20 protein-coding genes are annotated in these 24,708 nt (G+C 37.9%); all 20 read right to left on the reverse strand.

What is annotated here, in order from left to right:
• Window positions 1-214: 214 nt before the first annotated feature.
• Window positions 215-3,445: a hypothetical protein gene (locus N782_RS07475; protein ID WP_036818050.1), complete on the reverse strand. Its 3,231-nt coding sequence runs from the start codon at window positions 3,443-3,445 to the stop codon at window positions 215-217.
• Window positions 3,446-3,474: 29 nt separating this feature from the next.
• On the reverse strand, window positions 3,475-4,809 hold the full coding sequence (locus tag N782_RS07480; RefSeq protein WP_036818052.1) for a glycoside hydrolase family 30 protein: 1,335 nt from the start codon (window positions 4,807-4,809) through the stop codon (window positions 3,475-3,477).
• Window positions 4,810-4,850: 41 nt separating this feature from the next.
• Entirely contained in the window at window positions 4,851-6,185 is a 1,335-nt protein-coding gene (locus N782_RS07485) for a GH1 family beta-glucosidase (RefSeq protein ID WP_036818055.1), read from the reverse strand.
• A gap of 17 nt (window positions 6,186-6,202) precedes the next feature.
• The gene (locus N782_RS07490) at window positions 6,203-7,030 is read right to left on the reverse strand and encodes a carbohydrate ABC transporter permease (RefSeq protein WP_036818058.1); all 828 of its coding nucleotides are present in this window, start codon (window positions 7,028-7,030) and stop codon (window positions 6,203-6,205) included.
• 12 nt (window positions 7,031-7,042) lie between these two features.
• Window positions 7,043-7,930 (reverse strand): carbohydrate ABC transporter permease, encoded by an 888-nt coding sequence (locus tag N782_RS07495; RefSeq protein ID WP_036818059.1) that lies wholly within the window; start codon window positions 7,928-7,930, stop codon window positions 7,043-7,045.
• Window positions 7,931-8,177: 247 nt separating this feature from the next.
• The gene (locus tag N782_RS07500) at window positions 8,178-9,506 is read right to left on the reverse strand and encodes an ABC transporter substrate-binding protein (RefSeq protein WP_036818060.1); all 1,329 of its coding nucleotides are present in this window, start codon (window positions 9,504-9,506) and stop codon (window positions 8,178-8,180) included.
• Between the two features lie 151 nt (window positions 9,507-9,657).
• A complete protein-coding gene (locus N782_RS07505) occupies window positions 9,658-10,665 on the reverse strand; it encodes a LacI family DNA-binding transcriptional regulator (RefSeq protein WP_036818064.1) in 1,008 nt (335 codons plus the stop codon).
• A gap of 428 nt (window positions 10,666-11,093) precedes the next feature.
• Window positions 11,094-12,221 (reverse strand): glutamate 5-kinase, encoded by a 1,128-nt coding sequence (gene proB, locus N782_RS07510; protein ID WP_036818066.1) that lies wholly within the window; start codon window positions 12,219-12,221, stop codon window positions 11,094-11,096.
• A 452-nt stretch (window positions 12,222-12,673) separates the two neighbouring features.
• Complete coding sequence (locus N782_RS07515) at window positions 12,674-13,936, reverse strand: glutamate-5-semialdehyde dehydrogenase (protein ID WP_036818067.1); 1,263 nt, start codon at window positions 13,934-13,936, stop codon at window positions 12,674-12,676.
• Window positions 13,937-13,954: 18 nt separating this feature from the next.
• Window positions 13,955-15,079 carry a glutamate 5-kinase gene (proB, locus tag N782_RS07520; protein WP_036818068.1) on the reverse strand — a complete coding sequence of 375 codons (1,125 nt, stop codon included), beginning with the start codon at window positions 15,077-15,079 and terminating at the stop codon, window positions 13,955-13,957.
• Window positions 15,080-15,156: 77 nt separating this feature from the next.
• Window positions 15,157-15,960 (reverse strand): pyrroline-5-carboxylate reductase, encoded by an 804-nt coding sequence (gene proC / locus N782_RS07525; protein WP_052111230.1) that lies wholly within the window; start codon window positions 15,958-15,960, stop codon window positions 15,157-15,159.
• A gap of 455 nt (window positions 15,961-16,415) precedes the next feature.
• Window positions 16,416-17,705, reverse strand: a complete 1,290-nt coding sequence (locus N782_RS07530) for a TRAP transporter large permease (RefSeq protein WP_036818072.1) — start codon at window positions 17,703-17,705, stop codon at window positions 16,416-16,418.
• The gene (locus N782_RS07535; RefSeq protein ID WP_036818074.1) at window positions 17,702-18,184 is read right to left on the reverse strand and encodes a TRAP transporter small permease; all 483 of its coding nucleotides are present in this window, start codon (window positions 18,182-18,184) and stop codon (window positions 17,702-17,704) included. Before N782_RS07535 ends, N782_RS07530 begins: the two co-directional genes overlap by 4 nt.
• 83 nt (window positions 18,185-18,267) lie before the next feature.
• On the reverse strand, window positions 18,268-19,320 hold the full coding sequence (locus N782_RS07540) for a TRAP transporter substrate-binding protein (protein WP_036818076.1): 1,053 nt from the start codon (window positions 19,318-19,320) through the stop codon (window positions 18,268-18,270).
• Window positions 19,321-19,344: 24 nt separating this feature from the next.
• Window positions 19,345-19,974 carry a bifunctional 4-hydroxy-2-oxoglutarate aldolase/2-dehydro-3-deoxy-phosphogluconate aldolase gene (locus N782_RS07545; RefSeq protein WP_036818078.1) on the reverse strand — a complete coding sequence of 210 codons (630 nt, stop codon included), beginning with the start codon at window positions 19,972-19,974 and terminating at the stop codon, window positions 19,345-19,347.
• Between the two features lie 12 nt (window positions 19,975-19,986).
• Window positions 19,987-20,541, reverse strand: a complete 555-nt coding sequence (gene hxlB / locus N782_RS07550) for a 6-phospho-3-hexuloisomerase (protein WP_036818096.1) — start codon at window positions 20,539-20,541, stop codon at window positions 19,987-19,989.
• Window positions 20,510-21,163 (reverse strand): 3-hexulose-6-phosphate synthase, encoded by a 654-nt coding sequence (gene hxlA / locus N782_RS07555; RefSeq protein WP_036818080.1) that lies wholly within the window; start codon window positions 21,161-21,163, stop codon window positions 20,510-20,512. The genes hxlB and hxlA overlap by 32 nt, the downstream gene beginning before the upstream one ends.
• Before the next feature lie 15 nt (window positions 21,164-21,178).
• Window positions 21,179-22,132, reverse strand: coding sequence for a sugar kinase (locus N782_RS07560; protein WP_036818082.1), 954 nt, complete (start codon window positions 22,130-22,132; stop codon window positions 21,179-21,181).
• A 31-nt stretch (window positions 22,133-22,163) separates the two neighbouring features.
• Window positions 22,164-23,168, reverse strand: coding sequence for a LacI family DNA-binding transcriptional regulator (locus N782_RS07565; protein ID WP_036818083.1), 1,005 nt, complete (start codon window positions 23,166-23,168; stop codon window positions 22,164-22,166).
• 333 nt (window positions 23,169-23,501) lie between these two features.
• Window positions 23,502-24,485 (reverse strand): Gfo/Idh/MocA family protein, encoded by a 984-nt coding sequence (locus N782_RS07570; RefSeq protein WP_036818086.1) that lies wholly within the window; start codon window positions 24,483-24,485, stop codon window positions 23,502-23,504.
• Window positions 24,486-24,708 lie beyond the last annotated feature (223 nt).

Here is a 24,708-nt window from a genome sequence, read left to right on the forward strand (position 1 = left end):
ACAGGTCCCTCATCCCACTGTATCCTGAAGTTGGGACGAGGGACCTGTCCCTCCGTCTCAATTAATTTACTACTTAATTTAACAAAAAAAACACCTGCTCAAGCAAAAGCAGGTGTTCTAGAATGGGATGAGGGACCTGTCCCCTCATCCCATCTCTCTCATTTCATATCTCACTGAAATGGGACAACGTACCTGTCCCCCCGTCCCATTGTGCCTAGCTCATCTCCACTTCAATAGAAGTTACGGCACCATTACGTATGTCGTAAGCGATATCTCCCACTATGATAGCATCATGTAACGTTTCTGACCTTCCATCACTGTACATTACTTTCATAGATGTAACTTCCGCTTTATTTGATCCATACGTATTACGTTTCTCCTTGTTTTTATACGTAATGGTTGTACTGCCTAAAAATGTAGCTGATACCTCACCATTCTCATTAAATAGCCATCCAGGTAAAATCGGTTTTAACGCGAATGCTAGTTCTCCATTTACCTGAGTGAAAGGGTAATGCCCAAACATCATTTCTTTCCACATGCTTAAAAACTCTGCTGTAGATCCACTTAGTCTTGCCACAAAACCTTGTCCATGAACAGCTGGGTCTGGATTCACAGATGTAGCAATAAACGAGACATTTTCAAGTGTACTTCTTCCATACTTCTCAGCATCTAAAAATGGAATAAGAGATGTGTTCATTTCCTCAAAAAACTCATCATATAAGGAAGATTTAATCAACCCTAGTAAATACTTATAGGACATATGGAGAAATACAGATTCTCTCTCTAACCAACCTGGTGTAAATGCTTTAATTCTACCAATCTCGTAGGATTCATTTGTTAGATCAACAGAGGTTTTATACATTTTTAACTCTTCATCAAATAAAGCTGTTTCCTTTACAGTGTTATACATAGATAAGGATGATTCTTTATTTTCAGAAGTCTTCAAAGCCCTTGCAGGCGCTTCTAAAAAGTGATTAAGAGGTTTCACCGTAAACTCTTTAACTTGTACTGGTGGCAAACCTTCAAATGTAGATAATTGTTCAGCTTCGTCTAAATCTATGACATCATAATCGCTTGCTTCATAGGAAAAGTAAGTTGGTGAAAGTCCATCGCCTAATTCGATGGCACGTTCAATGCCTTGGTTGATTTTATTTAAAAACGTTTCATACATAACCTTTAGTTCAGCTAATGGTACAGATTCTTCCTTCCCAGTTATCCCGAAACGAACGTTGTCTCTGAATGTCTCCCTAATGGTGGATACATTATCCCAGTACGTAAATTCATTGATATGGCCAGCGTAGTACTCCTGAACTTGAGTATTCACATCGTTAAGAAAGCTTGTCATTTCCTCAGGAAGATAAATAGATTTATTCTCATACTTAGACAAATTTGTCAGCATAAATTGAATCAATCGTTTCAACTCAAATGTTTCACTCATACCTGATCCTATTAAACCTGGCAAACCATTTAAGGCATCATTCCAACCTGGCTTATTTGCTTCCATTTCAATGCCCATCCCATATGGATCTAAGGTAGAGAATTTAACTAAGGATAGCGAAATTAATTTTGCAAATAAACTGGTTTGATAAATGTCACCCTCACCCGATCTTGATCGAAGCCAATTCGTATCCTGCAGACCAATACTAAGTTTCTTCATTTTCTGCTCGTCTTCTTGAATTGCTCCATACTGCCGTACCGTACCGTTAGAGAGAACATGCTTTTGCTTTCTAGGAAGCACACGTACAGGACTATCAAAAAACGCATACGTACGATCATCAAATAAGAAAGCTTCAATTTGATCTGGATAAATAGCCAAATAACTTTCAATGTGATCAAGGTTATACGTCCAATGATCCGTCCAAAACCCTTCTCCGAAACTAGCTTCTATTTGTTGAGTACTATAGGATAAAATGTTTGCTAAGAATTCATCATCATCCCCTTTTACGTTTACCTGATGAAGAGCGATATAATGCATGAGTTTACCAGGAGTGAAACGGGAAGAAAGCAATTGCATAATTTCTTCTTGATGGGAAGATAAATGGGTTTCTATAACTTGTCTCACCTTATCTAGGTGTGCTTGTGGGATTTCAAACGTGCATCCCTCTACCGAAAGTGGGTTATAGCCGTCAATTTGAATTAAGCTCATAAACATTTTGACATTGAAGCTACCAATCTTAGGATTAAAGAAGATATCATTTCGTCTATTTTGATTAGCATCACGGAAGTTCCCATTACCTTGTGAATAATATTCCGGTGCTATACGGAAGAAATTATAATCCCTTTCCATATCACCATGCTTTCTAGAAAAAACGTGATAAACAAAGTTATCTTCTCCATTTTCTAACAATAATGGAACGCCTCCACGTAACACATTGTCTAAATACGTTTGACGACAATATTGGTCAAAAACAGCTGAATTCGTTTCAGTTTGAATGGAATCTGTAAGTTGATGAACGAGATCATCAGCTTCTTGCTGCTTTTCTTGTATGTAATTCAACCTTGTCAGATCATTGACTCTAGTATTTATTACATCAATATCTTCTACATGGCCTATAATACTAGAGATAGTAAAAGATTCTTGTGAATCTAGATACTTTTTGACAGGAGTAAAAGCACAAGGTACTTTATTGGCTGTAACTTGTGAAAAAGTAGCTATCTCATCCAAGGAATGTTGCATAAAAACTTCTGGAAAACGAAGCGAGCTTTCTGTACCAAATAAGATATCTGCATCCACTATAGGTGACTGTAGCTGCTTATCATCTGTGAAAGATAGATAAAAATGCCCTTTGGTCACTTCCTCTACCTTTGCTTCATCGCCTATACTTGCTCGAACATGATAAAAGGGAATGTTATTCTCTCGATTGTACACTTCCATCCAACTTCTTAATAGATTGCCTACTTCCTTATAAGCCATATTTTCTACTCCATAAGGAAGAACTTCTGGCATACCATCTACGACTTCCAAATCCAATGGTGTGTCATTTAAGTTGGTAATCTCCACATTACGTACGAGTCCTGCGAATTGGTCATGAGGAATTTGAAAATAGTTCACAGTAACGCTCATTCCGACTTCTTCATTTATTTCTTCAATTGTTAGTCGGTTTTCTTTGATATACATGTTTCGTTGAATGTGTTCCGAATCTACGTCAGGACTGAAAGCCTCTATTATGCGCTCCTGATTTTTCACTTTAATAAACGTTCTAAAGCCGTTTTTCGAAACATTGCGATAGGCAATACTCGCCGGTGAAAATTCCATGATTGGGGAATTTTTATTCTCAATTCCAAAGCTACAAATTCCTTGCCCTCTATTTACGTAGAACGTCCACATTGGGATTCCTTTCACCCCTGCTATCCCAGGTAGAAAACTAGAAAATGTCTTTGCCTTATCAAAATTTTCAATAACAAACCCTTTTTGCGCATCATAATAATAGTGGCTGTTTCTCATAAATATGATACCTCCTTATCCATAATAAATTATTCGGTAACAATATACGTAGCGATAGAATGGGCAGGTAGTTCAAGATTTACTTGATAACTATGGTCTCCTAAAGAAAATACTTGGTTCTTCTCAGACTCATTCATAACGACTACAGGAATACTTCCGTCCTTGTTTACAAATGCCGTGATTTGTAAGTCGCTATGATGATTCGTAACGCCAATTCGCTGAGCTCCAGGACGAATAAACTTACTAAAATGTCCTATATAATAGTACGAACTGTTGTAATGAAGTTCATTGGTTTTGGTATCGGCAATGATTGGAGCGTCGCAAAGGTTTTGTACATGGTTAGGCCCACCCTGTTCATTGAGAACCATGTTCCAATCCAAGTAACCTTCTGTCCAATTATTTAAATCACCAATCATGTTTCTTCCATATCGTTCACCTGTAAACCATTCACCCAGCTTTACTCCACCTTCTTGGCATCCTTCCGTGAACAAGAGATGTTTATCAGGGAATCGGTTATGAACCTCCCCAACCTGATCGAAATCTTCACTTACATACCAATGAAACCCAGTCCCCCATACATATTTTGCTGCTTCAGGGTCAGACAAAACAGTGGAAGCTCTGTCAACGATTTGATCCCTGTTATGATCCCAGATAATGATATTAATATCCTCTAGTCCATTCTCATGCAGAGTAGGTCCGAGATAATTTTTCACAAAATCTCGTTCTTCCTCAGCAGAATAAATACAAGAGTCCCAGACTTGAACAGCGGCTGGTTCGTTTTGAACTGAAACGCCCCATATGTCCATTCCCTCACGTTGGTATTCCTGAATAAATCTTGCATAATAGTTCGACCATGCTTGTTGGTACTCTGGCAAAAGCTTTCCACCATTATTCATATCTTGATTCGTTTTCATCCAAGCAGGAGGACTCCATGGAGATGCAAGGAGTGGGATTGGGCTTCCCTTTACTTTCATAGCATCTTTTAGAAGCGGTAGTACCCATTTATGATCACGAGAAATATCGAATGTTGCTAAGTCAACATCTTCTTCTTGAACGTACGTATAATTCTCTAGCGCGAAATCGCAGCTATGAATATGAACACGACCAATGTTGTACCCAATTCCCTCTTCTTGATCAAAATATTTATGCAGTACTTCTGCACGTTTATCCTCTGACATTTGACTAAGCGTGTAAGCTGCAGCTTCTGTAAAAGCGCCTCCAAAACCAAAGATAGATTGATAGGTTATGGACGGATCAATACAAACATCCACCTTCTGACTATCCGACTCAAACAACACTGTTTCCTTTTCTGTTAGTCGATCTTCTGTGTCTCGTGCAGTTATGAATTGTTTTACTGTTCTCATACTTTCACTCCTTCCATGAACGAAACCGGTTTCTATTTTACCTAAAGTTGTCTACTATGCACAATCTCTGCATATCGTTTTGCGCTGTCTTTCATATATCTTTTTTGCGTCTGAAAATCCACATAAGTGATTCCAAACCGTTTATCATAGCCAAATGCCCACTCAAAATTATCAAGCAAAGACCATAAATAATACCCTCGAATGTTCATACCTTCCTCATTTAAAAAAGCTATGGCTTCAATATGTTGCTCCATATATTCTCTTCGTTCTACATCCTTCACCGTTCCATCTTCTTCAAGAACATCTTGAAATGCTGCACCATTCTCCGTAATGTACATAGGTAGGTCAGTAAAATCCCTTCTAAGCGTGCGAATTAGTTCTTTAAATTCATTCGGTGATACATCCCACCCCATACCAGTTTTAGGATAATCTGATTCTGCTGGCTCAAAAAGAAGTGGTGAGGTAGTAGAATAACGGATCAGTGCTCGGTTATAAAAGTTAATTCCAAAGAAGTCACAAGAAGTTGCAATAGTACCCATATCCCCTTCTTGAATAAAATCAAAGCTTGAAACTTGCTTGGAGTATAAGTTCATCATATCTTTTGGATAACTAGCCTTGAATACCGGATCTAAAAACCAACGATTCAGATACCCATCATAATTGTTAGCCGCAAGCTCATCTTCTACACGTTCACTAGCAGGATAAACAGGAGATAGATTCAATGTAATTCCAATCGGTTTTGTTAAGTGAAGTTGATTTTTATAGAGTTCTACAGCTTTGCCATGAGATAACAACAAATGATGAGAAACTCTTACAGCTTCGTCCAAGTTCATATGACCTGGTGCATGAACGCCTTCATAATACCCCAGAAGTGCTGCACACCATGGTTCATTATGCGTAATCCACATAGAGACTAAATCATCTAACTCTTCAAAACATTTTTCTGCATAATCTAAAAACCATTGTACAGAATCTCTATTCACCCATCCACCTTTATCATACGCCCATTTCGGCATATCCCAGTGATATAAGGTTACAAACGGCTTAATCCCTGCATCATTTAATTTTTTCGCCAGCTTCTTGTAGAACTCCATCCCTTCCGGATTATATTGCCCTTCACTAGGAAATATCCTTGGCCATGCAATGGAAAATCTATAAGAGTCAACTCCAAGCGCCTTAATAATCTCGATGTCTTCTTCAAAACGATGATAATGATCACAAGCTACATCACCAGTATCCCCGTTCCACACTTTTCCTGGTGTTTTTGAAAACTCATCCCATATGGAGGGTGTTCTTCCTCCTTCATTAGCCGCCCCCTCAATCTGATAGGAAGACGTTGCTGTTCCAAAAATAAAATCCTTTGAAAATGTTTGCATACTCTACACCTCTTCTATTATTCTTTTACAGATCCAGCTGAAATACTGCTTATGATATATTTAGAGAAGAACAAGAAGGCTACCATAATTGGCACAACCGAAATTGCAATTCCTATATACATTGAGCCTAAATTCTGTGCAACTTGCGAACCTTTTAAGAAACCCATTAATACAGGTAACGTGAATTTCTCTGGTGAAAACAGAACAACCAATGGAACAATATAGTTATTCCAAGATCCGATAAACGTAAAGATAGACATGGTAGCTACTGCCGGCATCATAATTGGAAGTGCAATCGTATGGAAAATTTTCAATTCACTCGCCCCATCCATACGAGCTGCCTCTAATAGTGTTGGATGCAAGGTGGTCGCTAAATACTGTCTTAAGAAGAACACTACAAACGGACTTGCAATGGCTGGAACTATTAATGGAATAAATGTATCAAGAGTCCCAATAAATTTATTTAGTTCATAAAAACCAATTAACCCTAACTGGCCTGGTACCATCATCATCAATAGCATAAAAATGAATAGCGGGTTTTTACCCTTAAAGTTATAAACCGCGAAACCAAATGCAGTTAAGGCGGAGAAATACCCACTTAGAACCGTCACAGAAACAGAAACAATTAAGCTATTCTTGAACCCAAGCCAAATATTCACGTAATCCATCATTGTTTCATAGTTCTCCACTAAGGAACTTCCTGGTATAAAGGAGAAGCCTGATAAAATTTCTTTTGTGTCACGTGTGGCATTTACAATCATCATATAAAAAGGCAGGGCACTGATTACAGCCAATAAAGCTAAGAACACATAGACAATCAGTTTGATATATTGCTTTCTAGTCATCTTAAGACCCCCCTATTCTTTGACACTTTTACGATACATAGATTTAAATGTAATTGCTGAAAAGATTACTGTAATAAGGAATAATGCATATGCAATGGTCGCCGCATAGCCATAATTGTTGTAACGGAATGCTTGGTTGTATAAATACAAAACCATCGTATTTAGTGAACCTTCTGGTGCTCCTAAACCATCTGTAATAAGCATTGGTAAGTCAAATAATTGAAGACCACCAATCAACGAAGTAATCATGACATATAACATTATTGGTTTTAGAAGAGGTAGCGTTATATGTACAAAGGTTTGCCAGCGGTTAGCCCCATCAATTAGTGCTGCTTCATATAATTCTCCCGGGATACCGGAAACCCCAGCCATTAATACAATAAATGTGTATCCGAACCACATCCAGGTGAGAATAAGCGCAACAGAAACCTGAGCAGTTACAGGTTGATTTAGCCAGTTTATTGGTTCTGAAATGATTCCTATCTGTTGAAGGAACATATTCACAGAACCGTGACGCCAATCTAGCATAATACTAAATAGAATAGCGACAGAACTGATAGTTATTAAGTTTGGTAGATAGAAAATGGCTCTAAAAAACCCAAGCCCCTTAATTTTAAATCGTAGATCAGAAAACAATGCTGCTAATAGCAATGCAATCCCTAGCTGGAGGGCAAAGTTTAATCCCCATATTTTCCAAGTGTTGAAAAATGCTTCATAAAAATAAGTATCTGAAAAAATGCGAATATAATTAGTAAGCCCAATAAATTCAGGTGTTCCGTATCCCTCATAACTAGTAAAAGTGTAGTAAAAGGTAAGTAGAACCGGATAGATATTAAATACCAGAAAGATTGCAAAAAACGGGGCTATAAAGAAGTATCCTTTGTAATCTAATTTTTTCATATAGCACTCCTTCTTTCTCTTAGGCTAAAGAAATGCTACAAGCAACTTTCTCCTCCATTAGTTATTAAGACAAACCTTAACGTATCCAATGTGTTCTCATTATGACAATTTGCCTTAAATATCATATTGGGGGAAAGAAGCTTGAGCTAGAAGTTCCTTAGTTAGGATGAAATGTTTTATACCTTTATAAAAATGTTGGGATAAAAGCATTTGCTTATATCCCAACTTGTGTCCATATTTAGTGCACTTATTGAGGCATTTTTAATTCTGGATATGCGTTTTTAACTTGCTTGTAAAACTCATTAACAGCCTCTTCTTTTGTTTTCTTACCATCAACGTATTCTAGTACTTGAGCCCCCAACAACGTATCAATTTGCTGGTCGTATTTCGTTACGATTCCAGATTCGATTTTTTGTGCTTGTTCTAGGAAGAAAGTATAGTTATTTTGACCATCCAAGAATGGCTCGCTAAAATCATCTTTAATCTTCTCTGTTACAGGAAGATAAGACAGTACGTCTCCTGTTTCTTTAGCCCAATCTGTTAAGAATTCTTCTTCGTGAGTCATCATTTTCACAAAATCCCATGCTAGATCTTTGTTCTTTGATCCACTATAGATACCTAACCAAGTACCACCCCAGAAATAAGGAGAAGGACCATTCGTAACTCCCCAATCTCCAGCTGTATCTTCAGCGTTTATTTTTAGAACACTGTGTAAGCCCCAAGTTGGAAGAGCGTAAGAGAACACTTCTGTTTCGCCAGTTGCTTCTTGTTCGCCTTCTTCACCATCTTTATCAATACCAATTGGACCGTTCATTGATTCAATCCATGAAGGAGACCATTCCGGTGCAAAAGCAGTGTATTCTTTATCACGTAATTTTTTAGCATGATCAAAGTAATTTAATTTCGCATCTGTCATGATTAATTCATCATTCTCATTCACCCATGGCTGAGGGTCTTCCCCTTTGGAGAACCAACGAATAGCTCCTTCATCTGGGAATAAGCTATACCCTTTTTCCTTCATTTTCTCGCCTACTTCGAACACACCATCCCAAGAAGACATCATTTCGCCCACTTCATTAGGATCATCTGTTCCTAGTACTTCGTTTGCGATACTTCTACGATAGAAAATACCACCAGGTGTGGTTTGCCATGAAAGCGCTTTAACATTACCTTCAGAATCTTTACCTAAATCAAATACATAATCAACATAATCATCTGATAATTGATCAGCATTATAAGGTTCTTCAGACAGGTTTTCCCAATAATTTCGATCTGTCCATTGCTTTAAGAAAGCAATCTCACCAGTAAAGACATCAGGTGCTCCTACTCCACTTTCTAAAACTGGCTTCAGCTTAGTAGGGTAATCGGCAATAGGTACAATCGTTAGCTCAACCTTAACGCCGTTTCTTTCTTCAAATGTCTTGATTGGCTCTTTTAATTCATCGGTGAAAGACCAAACCTTAAGTACATCATCCTTTGAATCTGAACCAGAATTAGCATTTGTGTCAGACGAACAAGCAGCAGAAATAAGTAACATTAGCACTAACATGAAATACAAACCAAACCTTTTTTTCACAAGGAAAACCTCCTAGTATTTTTTTAATGTATTAGAAAGGCAATCACGCCTTAAACTAATCAACTTAATTGAAACCGGTTTCGTTTCATTCTAAAAAAAATGGCATATACATGTGACCATCCGAAATCGGTTTCGAAATTATTGAAAAAAATTATAAGCTACTACAAGAATGTCTTTCCACTAATTCTACTGGTATTATATGATGTTCTATACATTTCTCTTTTTCATTAATTTGTTTAACTAATAGTTTTGCAGATTCATTTCCTATTAAGTCTGTCTTTTGTCTAATAGTAGTTAACGGTGGATGAACATATTGTGATAATTCAATGTCATCATATCCAATAACCGATATATCTTCTGGGACACGTAAACCACGATTGCGTATAGCTTCAATGGCACCAATCGCCATACTATCCCCAGCTGCATAAACTGCAGTCGGACGATTCTTTAAAGTGAGTAATTTCTCCATTGCTTCATATCCACCATCTCTTGAAAAATACTTCCCATTCTCAATGTATTCTTCTCGAATAGGTATCCCTAGGCTTTTTAAAGTCTGTTTATACCCAAGTAATCTTTGTTCCCCAGCATGAGTGGATTGGTGTCCGCTAATGTGTGCGATTGCACGGTGACCAAGACCATATAAATACTCTACTGCTTGTTTACTGCCATCTAAATTATCTGAATAGACTGCGCTTGATTCTTTACTATTAAGATCAATAACGACACTTGGAATGGAATTTTCTATTAATTCTTGCACTTGTTCATCATCATACGTTGAACAAACAATAACCACCCCATCCACACCTCTATAACGAAAGTGGTCTAAATAACTTTTCTTTTGATTACTAATGCTTCTAGAGGCAAAAAGTAAATCATATCCCAATAGTTCGACCTGCTTTCGGAAGCTCTCGATGACAGCGTTGAAGAAAGGGTGCTTCATACCAATACCTAATGATTCAATAAATACGACACCTATTGTCCAGGATTTTTTAGTAGTCAGTGATCTAGCATGAGAGTTAGGTAAATATCCCATTTCTTCCATGGCTAATTGGATGGCTTTTTTGGTTTTTTCACTGACATCTTGATAATTATTAATGACTTTGGATACAGTTGTAACAGAGTAACCTGTCTTTTTCGCTATATCATAAATAGTAACCATAGCATCCACCTCATCACTTCGAAAGCGCTTTCGTTAAATTTATTATAGTTTCAATTCAAAGAGATTACAAGAAAAATTTTCAAAAAATTTGACTATATTTTCATTTTGTGAATTTATTGTGAAAACGGGTATTGGAGCTAGATGTGGGCACAACTCTCTAGCAAAATAAACACGCTTATACAAGGAACAAAAGCGCAAGCGCCCGGGTAGCGACGTATGTGCTGGACTGAACCGTAGGAGATAAAGGAAACACGAAGAGCCATAGCGATTCGATGTTGACTTATCGTACAGAGGTGAGGGAAGCACACTAGTCGCTGGGCGCTGGAGCTGGACGTGGCCACTTTACTTTTTTAGTTATACACAAGCACTGAATTTTATAATTTCCAAGACGATAAAAAAGCTCTCCCTTAGAAGGGAGAGCTTGATTTCTACAACTTCATCGATACCTTTGTGGTAAGGTGGCACACAAACTGTTCTTTATCAATTGCAATTTCGTTCCCGGATTTCAAGTTAGAATCAACATCACTCCACTGCTTAATCATAGAGGATGAGAAATTCACTACTCCTAGACCAACTTCAACATTGGCTTCATCTAAAATACGCACCACAGCCTCTTTCTCAAAACTACCTCGAACTGCCTCTATATCTGCAGGATATATATGAACCTCCTCCTCGATGACTTCGCCAACACGGCTGTTTTTAAGCACTAATTCACCTTCTGGACCAGAATTGAACGCTATCCATTGCTGTTTCTTATCCAGATTAAGTGACTCAGGATTGGGATCAAAATACGTTCCTCTTGCTTGTAAGTGAACTGCATCATAAATAATATTAGAAACGGTAGCTCTGCCTAGAAATGCTGAGATACCAGAAGCCATGGCAATTTTAAAAGCATCAATTTTCGATTTCATACCACCAGTTCCTACACTGCTTCCAGACCCTCCGGCTACGCTTTCTATTTCCTCGGTAATATCATAGACGTGTTCAATAAGCTTTGAGTCACTAGATTTAGGATCCCCATCATAAAGCCCATCTACATCAGAAAGTACAATTAACTGATGTGCATCTACTAGTGCAGCCACTTTTGCAGATAACGTATCATTATCACCAAATTTCAGTTCATCCGTGGTGACGGAATCGTTCTCATTTACAATTGGGATTACACCGCGTTCTAATAGTACATTTATAGTATTTTGAGCATTATTGTATCGCTCTTCGTTCGCGAGATCACTGCGAGTTAATAAAATTTGCGATGCGATATAACCGTGCGACACAAATAGTTCAGAGTAAGTCTCCATTAGCAAGCCTTGGCCAATAGATGCTGCAGCCTGACGTTCGGGTAAGGAGTCAGGCCTTGTTAAACATCCTAACTTCCGATAACCCGCAGCAACCGCTCCGGATGATACGAGTAACACTTCGTATCCTTCATCTTTCAATAACACTACTTCGTTAATTAACTTTTCTAGCTTTCGTCGACTTAATTCTCCTTGAGAGCTAGTTAACGAACTGCTACCAATTTTTACGACAACCCGTTTGTTTTCTTTGTCGTGTATCATCCACTCACTCCTTTTCTATGGCATGTACCTTACATATTTTCATGATAAGAATATGTATTCTTCATATGAATGAATATTCCTGTTATTGAATATTACGAAGAATTAAATATCTTTCATCATATCAAACAAAACATTTTTAGCAAGGGGTTTGCTTTATTTTCTCAATAAAAAATTTGAAGAATTACCGTATAACATTGTATTAATATAAGTAATCAGAGATGAAGTAACAATATTTATGCAAACTTTTGTAGGACAGCAGAATCTTTTTCTTGCGCATACCGTCTGACAAGAACAAAAGCTCGGGGCGCCCTGCTAGCGACGTATATGCTGCGGCCCACACGACGTGGGTTGGTTCGATGTTGCTGCACGATGGAGCTGGACGTGGCCGCATCAGTACGCTAAGCAATAAAAAATGCCTCTCCTTATCTCCGGGAGAGGCATCATTTTGGTATTTATCTTACTTGACCTGTTCCAGTCATCATATATTTAATCGTTGTAAGTGCTGGTAGTCCCATTGGACCACGAGCGTGAAGCTTTTGGGTGGAAATACCAATTTCCGCTCCAAATCCAAGTGCCCCTCCATCAGTGAAACGAGTAGACGCATTATGGTAAAGAGCTGCTGCATCGACAAGTTTCATAAATGTGTCAGCATTCTTTTGGTTTTCCGTAACAATCGCTTCAGAGTGTTTCGTACCATAAAGTTCAATATGCTCTATAGCTTCTAGTACATCTGTTACAGTCTTCACGGCAATATCTCTGCTAAGATATTCATTCGCCCAATCTTCTTCTGTTGCAGCATCAGCTCCTGGAAGAAGAGCTTGTGCATATTCATCCGCATGAGCATGAATGCCATGTTCTGCTAGTGCGTTTTTGAATGCTTCTTGATGCTCTTGTAGCCAGTCTTGATGTACGATTACCGTTTCAGCTGCATTACAAACGGCTGGCCGGTCCGTTTTCGCATTAATAAGAATACTAATTGCTTTCTCCACATCCGCTTCCTTATCAATGTAGATATGGCAATTTCCTACACCTGTTTCCAGTACAGGAACAGTTGCATTATCTACCACTGCATTAATTAAGGATTCGCCACCACGCGGAATTAATACATCAATATGTTCCTTCATCGTAAATAGTTGCTGTGTTGCTTCCCGATCAGTACTATCGATGAATTGAATCGCATCCTCTGAAATTCTCGTTTCCGCTAACGCTGAACGCATTACTTCTACAATAGCTTTGTTGGAGGCAATGGCAGAAGAGCCACCTTTAAGCACAATGGCATTACCTGATTTCAGTGCAAGTCCTGTCGCATCAACCGTTACATTAGGACGTGCCTCATAAATCATTCCGATAACACCTAGTGGAACAGTAACTTGTTGTACATCAAGGCCATTGTCTAGTGTCCACTGAGATTTAACGATTCCATTTGGGTCTTCCAGTTCAGCTACATCACGAAGTCCTTGTGCAAATTCCAACACACGTTCTTTAGATAAGGCTAGACGATCCATAAAAGCATCATCAAAGTTCTTTTTACGGCCTTCTTCTAAATCAACTTCATTTGCCTTTAGAATCAATTCATATTCTGATTCTAGACGAGATGCAATCTGATGTAAGGCTTCATTTTTTTCTTCTGTGGAAAGAATAGCTAATAGCTTAGAAGCTTTCTGTGCTTTCATGGCTTGCTCTTTGACAGTTAATGATTGTTTAATAGTAGTCATGACATCCTCCTTTATGATTTACACGCTAGCAGGTACTGAAATTTCGAGATGACATACGAGATGCTCACTCTCGACTGCTGCTTCTTGACCAGCCTCAAACTGAGTATCTTCTTGATACTCTCTGAACGTTTCCGAAGAATAATTGACAACACCAAGTCCAACTTCTTTTCCGCTCACATCAATGATACGGACTACGGCGCCTTTGTCAAAATCTCCTTTAACACTGTGAACACTTGCTGGCGAGAGACTTTCTTTCCCGTCTACAATCATTTCAACAGTGCTATCTTCAATAATCAGTTCACCTTCTGGTCCTGAGTTAAAAGCAATCCACTGTTGCTTTTGATCAAGGTTATTTGTCTCTTCTTTCGGTTCAAAATACGTGCCATTTGCTTTTTGGTACACAGCGTCATAGACGATATTTGGAACACTTGCTTTTCCAATAAAAGATGTAATACCCGATGCCATTGCAATTTTGAAGGCATCGATTTTCGATCTCATTCCTCCTGTACCCACTGAACTACCAGCATCTCCGGCGACTGCTTCAATTTCTGGTGTAATCTCATGAACTCGTTCAATTAGGCTCGCATCAGGGTTAGTGTTTGGGTTATCATCATACAATCCTTCAATATCTGAAAGGATAACCAGCTGGTCTGCATCTACTAATCCAGCAACCTTTGCAGATAGTGTATCATTATCACCAAACTTAAGAAAATCCATAGTTATCGTATCATTTTCGTTAACAATTGGAATAATTCCTCTTTCCAATAGAACATTTATTGTATTCCTGGCATTGTTATAACGGCTTTCATCAGAAAAATCACTACGTGTGATTAATATTTGGGACGCAATGTATCCGTGAGAAATAAATAAATCAGAGTAGGATTCTATGAGTAATCCTTGACCTATGGACGCTGCAGCTTGTTTTTCAGGAAGTTTTGTTGGGCGAGATAAGCAGCCTAGTTTGCGATAACCTGCTGCAACAGCACCTGATGAAACAAGTAGTACTTCATGGCCTTCATCTTTTAACTGAACGACCTCATCTACTAATTTCTCTAACTTTCTACGACTAATTTCCCCGTGTAAGCTCGTTAATGAACTACTTCCAATTTTAATGACTATACGTTTCTTATTCATATCTGACATAATCCATTCACTCCTTATCGTTCCTTATCCTTGTTTATTTTTTGTTCTTATCTTTATTGAATTGTGTAATGAGCTTTCTATGAATGGACGATAGTTTGTTGTTGTAGTTGCTCGCTTAATTGTTTCGAACGTCTCGCTGCACCTTTAACGGCAGCACTGATTGCTTCTCCCCCACCATGAGCATTTAAAGCGTCAAGACCAGCTGCTGTCGTTCCATTTGGAGACGTTACTTTTTCACGTAATTCTGTAGGCGTATCCTCTTGTTCTAGCATCATTTTGGCTGCACCTAAAATCGTTTGTGCACCAATATTCCGTGCCATATCTTTGCTAAGGCCTTGCTCGTAACCAACTTGTTCTATGTGTTCCATTAAGTTATAAAAATAAGCTGGTCCGCTACCTGCGATTCCCGTGAAGACATCCATTTGTTCTTCATCAATAATATAAGTTTCACCAATGCTTTCCATAAGGGATCTTACAAGCTTAACTTGTTGAAAAGGAGTATGATTTCCAGGAGATATAGCGGTTGCAGATTCTCTCAACGTGCTTGATGTATTAGGCATTACACGTATAACCTGTTGTGGCTTTTGAAGATGTTCTTCCATATAAGAAGTGGAGATACCAGCTAATACCGAAACGAGTACCTGATCAGTACGTACTTTCGGCTCTAAGTCTGTTAACACAGATTCAATATCCTTTGGTTTCATAGCCAGGATAAAGACATCAACGTTATCGTACTGTAAGTCATCTCGATGTACTGGTTTTATACCGTATTTGACTTTTAATTCTTGCAGACGATTATGATTACTGCGATTACTAACTATGATTTGTTTCGGAGACAGCGTACCAGATTGCACAATACCAGCAATCATAGCTTCAGCCATCGATCCGGCACCTAAAAAGGCAATGGTTTGATTCAAAGCGTGTTCACTCTCCTGTTGATTTCCAAATTTTAAATAGTGTTTATTTCAATGTTATTAATCGTAACAAACAACCAAAAATAATCAACAGCATTTCCATAAGTCATAAGGAATAAGTCCAAATAGTAAGGGAAAGCGGTTACATCGAAAGATATATACTCCACAGCCATTCTCATCAGCTATTCCACTATCTCATCCCTTTATTTGGACAGTAAACTTTCCCCAAAAACGTAAAAAAGCCTGTCCCACCAGCACTTTAACGCTTTGTTTTAGTAAAATACATTCTTTATGAAAGTTGATACTTTACAGGTTATCCTACAAGTTAATTAGATATTGATTGTGGTTTTATGTGTGTGTTACTTATTCAACACAAAAAGCTAACCTCTGTCTCCTGACAGAAGTTAGCTCTCTATAGTTTATTAAAACATGTTTGGATTAAGTTGTTTTGGTAAATAGACCGCTAAATCTGGGAAAAAGGCTACTAATAATAACACCACTACGATGACCGCGATGTAGGGCATAACTGCACCAAATGATCGTTCTATCGACAAGTCCCCTATTTTTGCCGCCAATAGTAAACAAAGTCCATATGGAGGAGTCACCAATCCTACTGCAAGGGTCATAATGGTAACAATACCTAAAAGAACAGGACTAATATCAAAGGACATAGCTATTGGTAGAATAACAGGGATAAATAAAATCATTGCTGGGATGGCATCCATAAATGTTCCAACAAATAAGAAGAAACCAATAACAATAAGCATAAATATCCATTTGTTATCAATATTACTTGTGAAGAATTCTTGGGCCCAACTTGCTAGTTTGTAATAACTCATTAACTCTCCAAGGGCATTAGCAGCTGCCAGTGCAAATAAGGACAGAGAACTTAGTAATAATGTATCAATTAAAATTTGAGGAATATCTTTTAATTTCAACGTCTTATAATAGAACATTGCTACAGCAACTGTGTACAAGGAAGCAAAAGCTGCCGCTTCTGTAGCTGTAAATATACCGGTAACGATACCCCCAATAAGAATGATAGGAGTAAATAACGCTGGAATGGTTTCTAGAAACTGCTTCATAAAATTACTCCATGAAGCTTTTTGGTAAGTAGGATACCCTCTTTTCATTGCTAAGATGTACACGATAATCATCATACCCAAACCCACTAAAATACCAGGGATAATACCAACTAAGAATAGCGCTCCAACAGACACATTGGTAAGACCGGCGTAAATAATCATTGGAATACTTGGCGGAATAATAACACCTATAGTAGAGGAGGCTGCTGTGATCCCTACTGCATTTTCTTTATCATAACCTTGATTCTTCATATTTGGTATTAGAATTTTTCCAACACCAGCTGTATCTGCCTGTGATGCTCCGGAAACCCCTGCAAAAATCATAGAAACAAGTATATTAGCATGAGCAAGTCCACCGCGAATATGTCCTACAATTGATAAAGAGAAATCTATTAGCTTTTGAGAGATTTTACCACTATTCATCAAGTTAGCTGCTAAAATGAATAAAGGCACAGCCAGTAACACGAATGAATCTAGTCCGTTAAACATTTTTACTGGAACAGTGACATTAGGGATATACTCCACATTCATTATTCCCAATAATGCTACTATTCCAATGACAAATGCTATCGGAATGCCTATAACCATTAATAAGATAAATAACCCAACTAATATCGGACCAATCATGACGAAGTCGCCTCCTCTCTATTAAAATGTTTAATCGTATTGATTAAATGACCAATCATATATATGATCATTGTCCCACCCATGATGGGAACAGAAATCCATACATATCCCATCTTCATTTCGGATAGAGATACCCACGTATAATTCCAGAAATTTTGTACAGCAATAATTCCATAGTAAAAAATAGCAAAGCTAAAGGCTAACAAAATCAGGTCGTTAATTAGTACCAACGTACTTTTGGCCTTCCCTTTTAGCTTCTTCAATAGTAAGTCAAATTTAAAATGCTCTCGTCGATTGAGCATGACGGCCGCTCCCATGAAAACAGCCCAAATAAATGAATAATTTGCTACTTCCTCTGTCCATATGGCTGAAATACTAATCATTCTTGTTGTAACCTGTATAACAATGGTAATAAAAAAGACAGACAGAAAAATAGCACCAATGGTCAGTTGTATTTTTTCTAATAGTTTAATAAACATGCTCTTACTTACCCTCCTTTAAAGAAGATAAAAGGGAAGGGCACAAGTTGTGCCCAATCCTTTATCTCACAGTTAAGCAATTTTTATTTCATGTCACGAATTTGTTTCAGCATATCTTCTAACCCAATCTCTTCAGCTACTTTATCTTGAAGAGGCTTAGCGAGTTCGATGAATGGCTGACGATCAATTTGATTGATTTTAGCTCCATCTTCTTTGGCTTGTTTTTTATACTCTTCTTCTTGGGAATAAAGCGCTTCCCGTTCTTTTTTTACAGCTGCTTCTGCCGCTTTCATAATGGTATCCTTTTGTTCCTGAGAGAAGTTTTCAAATTTCTTACCATTGATTAGTAGAAAACGAGTTGTGTAGTCATGACCTGTTTCAGTAATATATTTACCATTCTTTGTTTTGTGGTGGTTTTGTTGTACGAAGTATGGATACGCATTTTCTGCCGCGTCCACAACTCCCTGTTGTAGTGCTTGATATAGTTCGCCCCATGCTACTGAAGTTGGTACCGCACCTGTCTTTTTCCAATACTCTGCAATTGCACCTGAAGTTTGAGTTCTTAATTTCATTCCTTTTAAATCGTCCACGGACTTTATAGGCTTTTTACCATAATAGTGGCGTACACCTGCTGTCCAATAACCTAGCAATTTAAAGTCATTGTTGGACTTTTCTTTGATGATGTCAGCCATTTTGTCTCCAATCTCACCATCTACTACTTTCTCCCAATGATCGTAACTATCGAACATATATGGTAAAGCAAATAAATCAATTTCATCGATACCAGTCTTAGACATGAACCCTGGGGATACTAGAACAACATCCGCAGCTCCAAGCTTTAATTTTTCTACTAATTCAGACTCGCTTGTCCCTAATGTACCAGCATGGACTTCAACATTGACCTTCCCATTGGACTCTTCTTCAGCTACCTTCTTGAATTCTTTCATTCCAATTTGATAAGGGTTTTCTGGAGACGTTTGGTTATGGGCAGCAACAATTTTCAGACCGTCACCACTATTGCTACTATCACCATTATCAGAACTTCCCTCTTCACCATTAGCAGAGCTTCCGCCACCACTACAACCTGCTAAAGCAAAAACTACAATTATAAAAAGCAACGATAGATATTTTTTCATGACTACATGTCTCCCTTCGTTTAGTTAAGAATTGTATTCGCTTACAAAGCACTTTGCTACTTCAGTAACACGTTCAAGGTCCTCGTCCGTATTAACTTTATCGGGTTTAACTAATTGACCACCTATACCTACGACTTCGGCTCCTGATAAAACGTACTGGTTTATATTCTCCTCATGAATCCCCCCTGTTACCATTAATGGTATATGTGGTAATGGCCCTTTCAGAGCTTTAATATACTCTGGCCCAGACACATTAGCTGGAAATACCTTTACTATATCTGCTCCGCTTTCATATGCAGTTAGAATCTCTGTTGGTGTTAAGGCACCTGGAATACTTGTTACACCATATCTCTTAGTCATCCGAATCGTCTCTTGATTTACAGTAGGGGATACAATAAACTTTGCTCCCGCCATGATCATTAATCTAGCAGTTTCTGAATCTAGTACAGTTCCTGCACCTACTAGAATGTCATCAGATCCATGTTCAACTAGCTTTTGTATAATAGAAGAAGCATTCGGTGTTTCTGCAGTGATCTCTACAGCATTTACTCCACCTTTTTGCAATGCATGAACAATTGGTACAATATTTTTCACATTCGTATTTCGAAGTACAGCAACAATCTTTTCTTTTTTCAATCGTTCAATAACCTCCATTGAATCCCACCTTTATTCTAAATTCGCATGTCGGTTTGTCATTTGATCATAATCAGTTTGTCCTATTTCATGGATAGTAGAAATGATAACTGCATCTAGGAGTAAATGTACCGATTGATCAAATTGATTTCCTAGTGGCTGCACCGTTTCGGGTTCTTGAGGCAAACGTTTTTTTGTAGCAGCCGGTACTTCTAATACACCATCCGCAATCTCACCTATTTTTGAGTTAGGATTGGTTGTTACCAAATACACCTTTGCTCCGGATTCTTGAGCTTTAATAGCATATTGGTAAATTGATGGTGTAGATCCTGATCCAGAAATCGCTATCATTAAATCATCCTTAGCAATGCTCGGCGTGATAGTCTCTCCTGTTACATAAACGTCAAAACCAGCGTGCATGAGACGCATAGCAATCGCTTTGCCCATATAACCTGATCGCCCTTCACCTGAAATAAAAACACGTCTACTTTCCAGAATCGCATGGGATAAATCAACTGCTTGCTTTTCCTCAACACGGTTTAATACACCTGATACCTCATTTGCTACGGTTTGAATAATGTCTTTCATAATCACGAATCACCTCCCTGATTTGTTCGGAAACTTTCCCTTTATGTTCTTGCTTTGTAATTGCACTTCCAACAATGACGGTATCAGGATTATGCTTTACTACATTCGGCAAGGAATCCACTGTAATTCCACCTGCAACAGCAACTTCCAAATCCTCTTGACCCTTTAAGATGGAGAAATACTCATCCTCTAATTCTCCTGATTGCTGCATGTCCTTCCCAAAATGAAGACTTACTAAATCTACTTCAATTGCTTGTAATTCCATTATTCGGTTAGTGTCTGAAACGCCAAGCAAATCAACCATGACACGTGATCCATATTCTTGTGCAACCTTAAGCATATCTTTAATAGTTTGATTCGTTGCAAAAGCCATTACAGTGGTTATGTCAGCCCCAGCATCAAATGCTTGTTTCGCCTCGTGTTTACCGGCATCGCAAGTCTTCATATCTGCAACAAGTGTTTTTTCAGGAAAGCGATTTTTCATATCTCTTACAAAGTTCATTCCATATTCCTTAATGACCCCAGTTCCAATTTCTATCCAGTCAATTTGCTCCCTTGTTTCATTTACTACATCTATACACTCTTCCTTTGTTAACCGATCAAGCGCTAGTTGAATATTCATTTACAGACACCTCCTTTATCGCTCGATTAATTCCTTTTCTCCTAAGTGTGTCAACACCTCATCAAGATAAGGTAGGCCTTCATTGTCTCCATAAACACTTACAACCATTGAACCTATTGTATTTGCAAATCGGAGAGTTTTATCTAATGGAAACCCTTCCAAAAATCCATAAATAAAACCTGCATCAAACCCGTCTCCTGCCCCTACTGTGTCAACTACTTTCTTGGGAGGAACAGGTGTTGCTTTATACCATTCGCCTTGATGATAGCCTATGGCACCTTTTTCTCCCTCTTTAATGGCTACGGTTTCAATCCCATGTACTTTGGATTGCTCTACAATCTGACTAGGCTCTGATGTGTCAAAAAGCACCTCAGCTTCATCTACACCTGTAAGTAAAATATCCACATAGGGTAAAAATTCTACTAATGTTTCTCTCGCTTGTTCTTTAGTCCAAAGCTTGAGACGAATGTTTGGATCTAACGAAACAATTACACCATTATTTTTTGCTATTTCTACGGCTCTTTTAATGAGAAGTTTATTTTTCTTATAATCAATAGCCGTAAACACACCAGTAATGTGAAGAACTTTTGAATCTTTTATATAAGCTTCATCAAGATCCTTATCTGTTAATGTGCTAACTGGAGAGTTTTCCCGATAATAGAACGTTCTCCCTGTTCCGTCTTCCATTACCTCTTTAAAATTCAATGAAGTTGGGTAGCCATTCATTAAGTGAACTGCACTCATATCAATCCCTTCACCTCTAGCAAAGTTAAAAATATATCGACCAAACTCATCATTGCCTAGCCGGCTTATCCATCCAGTGCGTAATCCCAATCTAGAACAGCCTATTGCGAAATTAAATTCTGCTCCCCCTGCTTTACGCTCAAAAGAGGAAGAATATCTCATCGGCCCTTTGTGAGATGGATCCAATGTAATCATTGCATCTCCTATCGTAATGATATCTTTCATTTTTCGACCTCCTCTGCTTCATTGCGGTTATTTATACTGAATCTCTACATACTAGTTCTGGTTCAAATCTATAATCAGGACCATCATCTTTGGATTCCTCTTTTTGTATTTTGCTAAGTAACACTTCTGCAGCTTTTTTTCCCATTTTAAATGTCGGCTGAGCGATAGTTGTAATCGTTGGACTATAAAAGCTAGCAAATGAAACATCATCAATGCCTATTACAGCTATATCAGTAGGCATCTTGAGCTTATGCTTCTTAACAAATTTCAAAATCTCAATCAGAGCCAGGTCATTCCCAGCTAAAATAGCGTCTGGTGGATTTGGAAGAGTAGCCATCTCACTTAAAGCTTCTTGTATTTCACCTATATTGACACTTTTTATATAATCTTCATTAACCTGCAAACCATGTGCTTCCATAGCTTTCCTATAGCCTTCAACACGCTCTACTCTTGGAGTTACACTTTGTAAAATGGAAGTTGTTACGATTCCAATCCGTTTATAGCCGCTAGATGCGAAATGGTCAATCGCTAATGTTGATGCTTTTTCGTTATCTAACATAATCGACGAAATAGGGATACCATCTACGGACCGGTCAACAAATACAACTGGGTAATTTTCATCAATCATCTTTTGATATAAATCTTTATTTCCTCCTGTAGGGAAGATAATAAGTCCATCTACTTGTTTTGCTCGAAGCATTTCAATGTAGCGCTTTTCTTTTTTAGGTTCATCATCTGCATTACAAATGATTGTGTGAAAGTCATAGTCATTACAAACATCCTCAATAGATCTACTTACCTCAGTTGAAAAGTTGTGTAAAATGTTAGCTACAATGACCCCTATCGTTTTGGTAGATTTTTGTTTCAAACTTCTAGCTACAATATTTGGTTGATAACCTAATTCTTCAATAACTTCTTCAATACGTAGTTTTGTTTTTTCACCCATGTAGTCATAGCGTTGATTCAGGTATTGGGAAACAGTACTCCTAGATACTTTTGCTCGCTCTGCTACATCTGAAATGGTTATATTTTTCATCATCGACTCTCCAAAATCCAATTGATTTAATCGATCAGTGATTACTAAATCGATTTAGTACTATACAAAAAATATATATTCCTTACCTTAACAAGGAACTAAATCGGTTTACTAAAACGATTTAGTGTTATTGTAGATGCTGTGTAAGCGTTTTACAATAGGTTTTTTTAATTTTTAGATAAATTATTTCGAACTATTCTTCTAAATCGGCTCAATGACGCAACTTTCATAAAAGAACACTGTGAAAAAATTATTTCAAGCTCCTTATTATAATTAGTAGAGATAATATCAACGTAAAAAAGCACACCCTACAAAAGGTGTGCTTCTTTTCCGTTATCCTTTTTTATAATACTCCTTAACCATCTCGTCCATCACCCAATTTGTACGTTGAGCAGACTCACCTGTACTTGGGGAGGTACCTTTACCTAATAATTCATCGACAATTTTTTGGATTAATCCTTCTTGTATATGCTTTGGATGTTCAATGTTAAATTCCTGTAATCCACTGTCATTCTCTAATTTTATTGGTGTATGATCAAATGTTGAGAAGGTTATTACTCCTTTAGTTCCTTCAATTCGATTTATATCCTCGTCTTTATAGGAAGAAAAACTCCAAACTCCATTTCCTATTACACCATTTTCAAATTTATAATTGCCACTTACCATATCCTCTGCTGGATAAGCACCAGCTTGATTCGCTGCAAACCCTTTTACTTCTTCAATCGGACTAATTAAGAAATCTAGTAAATCTAACGTATGGGAAGCTAAATCATAGAAAAGTCCACCACCACTAATTTCAGGCTGAACCCTCCATGGCCATTCTCCGTTTTCATCCTTCTCCATTAGGGGTTTTGAGTGACGAGACGTAACAAAACGAATCTCACCAATTTCCCCTTTATCAAGTAATTCCTTCACCTTCAAAAAGCGAGGTAATGCTCTTCGATAGAATGCTACATATAATGGCACTTCTTTTTCCTTACAATATGTAATCATTTCAGAACATTCTTCTACATTTCTCGCCATAGGTTTTTCTACATAGACTGGCTTTCCTGCCTTCGCTGCCTCAATTGTATAGTCTCTATGATTAGAAGGTGGAGTGGCAATATATATCGCATTTACATCTGGATCATGAATAAGATCCTCTGCATTATCATACCACTTAGGTACACCATGTCTTTCTGCATAATCTTTAGCTTTCTCTCCATTTCTTCTCATCACGGCTACTAATGAGCTATTCTCAACCTTGTCAAAAGCTGGTCCACTTTTAACTTCTGTCACATCACCACAACCGATAATTCCCCATTTTACTTCATTCATATACAAGTCCTCCTAGTCCATCACGTTCTACTTTACACTTTCACCATAACCTAATAGTTGTGGTATTCAAACATTTGATTTGTACGTTTATCCTAATTGCTTCCTTTTTCCCATTACGTCTTTTTACTATATCAAAAACAATCACAATAATAATCAAAGGAACAAAAGCTCAGAGCGCCCGGGTAGCGACGTATGTGCTGCGGCCCACACGACGTGGGTTGGT

The organism is Pontibacillus yanchengensis Y32, assembly GCF_000770635.1.
Classification (GTDB): Bacteria; Bacillota; Bacilli; order Bacillales; family BH030062; genus Pontibacillus; species Pontibacillus yanchengensis.

What these genes read in the sequence shown, in the direction of transcription:
- N782_RS07565 (WP_036818083.1), bottom strand. Translation starts at nt 23,168, where the DNA reads ATGAAAAATATAACCATTTCAGATGTAGCAGAGCGAGCAAAAGTATCT.
- proC (WP_052111230.1), bottom strand. Translation starts at nt 15,960, where the DNA reads ATGGCTGAAGCTATGATTGCTGGTATTGTGCAATCTGGTACGCTGTCT.
- hxlB (WP_036818096.1), bottom strand. Translation starts at nt 20,541, where the DNA reads ATGAAAGACATTATTCAAACCGTAGCAAATGAGGTATCAGGTGTATTA.
- N782_RS07490 (WP_036818058.1), bottom strand. Translation starts at nt 7,030, where the DNA reads ATGACTAGAAAGCAATATATCAAACTGATTGTCTATGTGTTCTTAGCT.
- N782_RS07485 (WP_036818055.1), bottom strand. Translation starts at nt 6,185, where the DNA reads ATGCAAACATTTTCAAAGGATTTTATTTTTGGAACAGCAACGTCTTCC.
- N782_RS07515 (WP_036818067.1), bottom strand. Translation starts at nt 13,936, where the DNA reads ATGACTACTATTAAACAATCATTAACTGTCAAAGAGCAAGCCATGAAA.
- N782_RS07535 (WP_036818074.1), bottom strand. Translation starts at nt 18,184, where the DNA reads ATGTTTATTAAACTATTAGAAAAAATACAACTGACCATTGGTGCTATT.
- N782_RS07560 (WP_036818082.1), bottom strand. Translation starts at nt 22,132, where the DNA reads ATGAAAGATATCATTACGATAGGAGATGCAATGATTACATTGGATCCA.
- proB (WP_036818068.1), bottom strand. Translation starts at nt 15,079, where the DNA reads ATGTCAGATATGAATAAGAAACGTATAGTCATTAAAATTGGAAGTAGT.
- N782_RS07495 (WP_036818059.1), bottom strand. Translation starts at nt 7,930, where the DNA reads ATGAAAAAATTAGATTACAAAGGATACTTCTTTATAGCCCCGTTTTTT.
- N782_RS07540 (WP_036818076.1), bottom strand. Translation starts at nt 19,320, where the DNA reads ATGAAAAAATATCTATCGTTGCTTTTTATAATTGTAGTTTTTGCTTTA.
- N782_RS07505 (WP_036818064.1), bottom strand. Translation starts at nt 10,665, where the DNA reads ATGGTTACTATTTATGATATAGCGAAAAAGACAGGTTACTCTGTTACA.
- N782_RS07545 (WP_036818078.1), bottom strand. Translation starts at nt 19,974, where the DNA reads ATGGAGGTTATTGAACGATTGAAAAAAGAAAAGATTGTTGCTGTACTT.
- N782_RS07570 (WP_036818086.1), bottom strand. Translation starts at nt 24,485, where the DNA reads ATGAATGAAGTAAAATGGGGAATTATCGGTTGTGGTGATGTGACAGAA.
- N782_RS07475 (WP_036818050.1), bottom strand. Translation starts at nt 3,445, where the DNA reads ATGAGAAACAGCCACTATTATTATGATGCGCAAAAAGGGTTTGTTATT.
- hxlA (WP_036818080.1), bottom strand. Translation starts at nt 21,163, where the DNA reads ATGAATATTCAACTAGCGCTTGATCGGTTAACAAAGGAAGAGTGTATA.
- proB (WP_036818066.1), bottom strand. Translation starts at nt 12,221, where the DNA reads ATGATACACGACAAAGAAAACAAACGGGTTGTCGTAAAAATTGGTAGC.
- N782_RS07530 (WP_036818072.1), bottom strand. Translation starts at nt 17,705, where the DNA reads ATGATTGGTCCGATATTAGTTGGGTTATTTATCTTATTAATGGTTATA.
- N782_RS07480 (WP_036818052.1), bottom strand. Translation starts at nt 4,809, where the DNA reads ATGAGAACAGTAAAACAATTCATAACTGCACGAGACACAGAAGATCGA.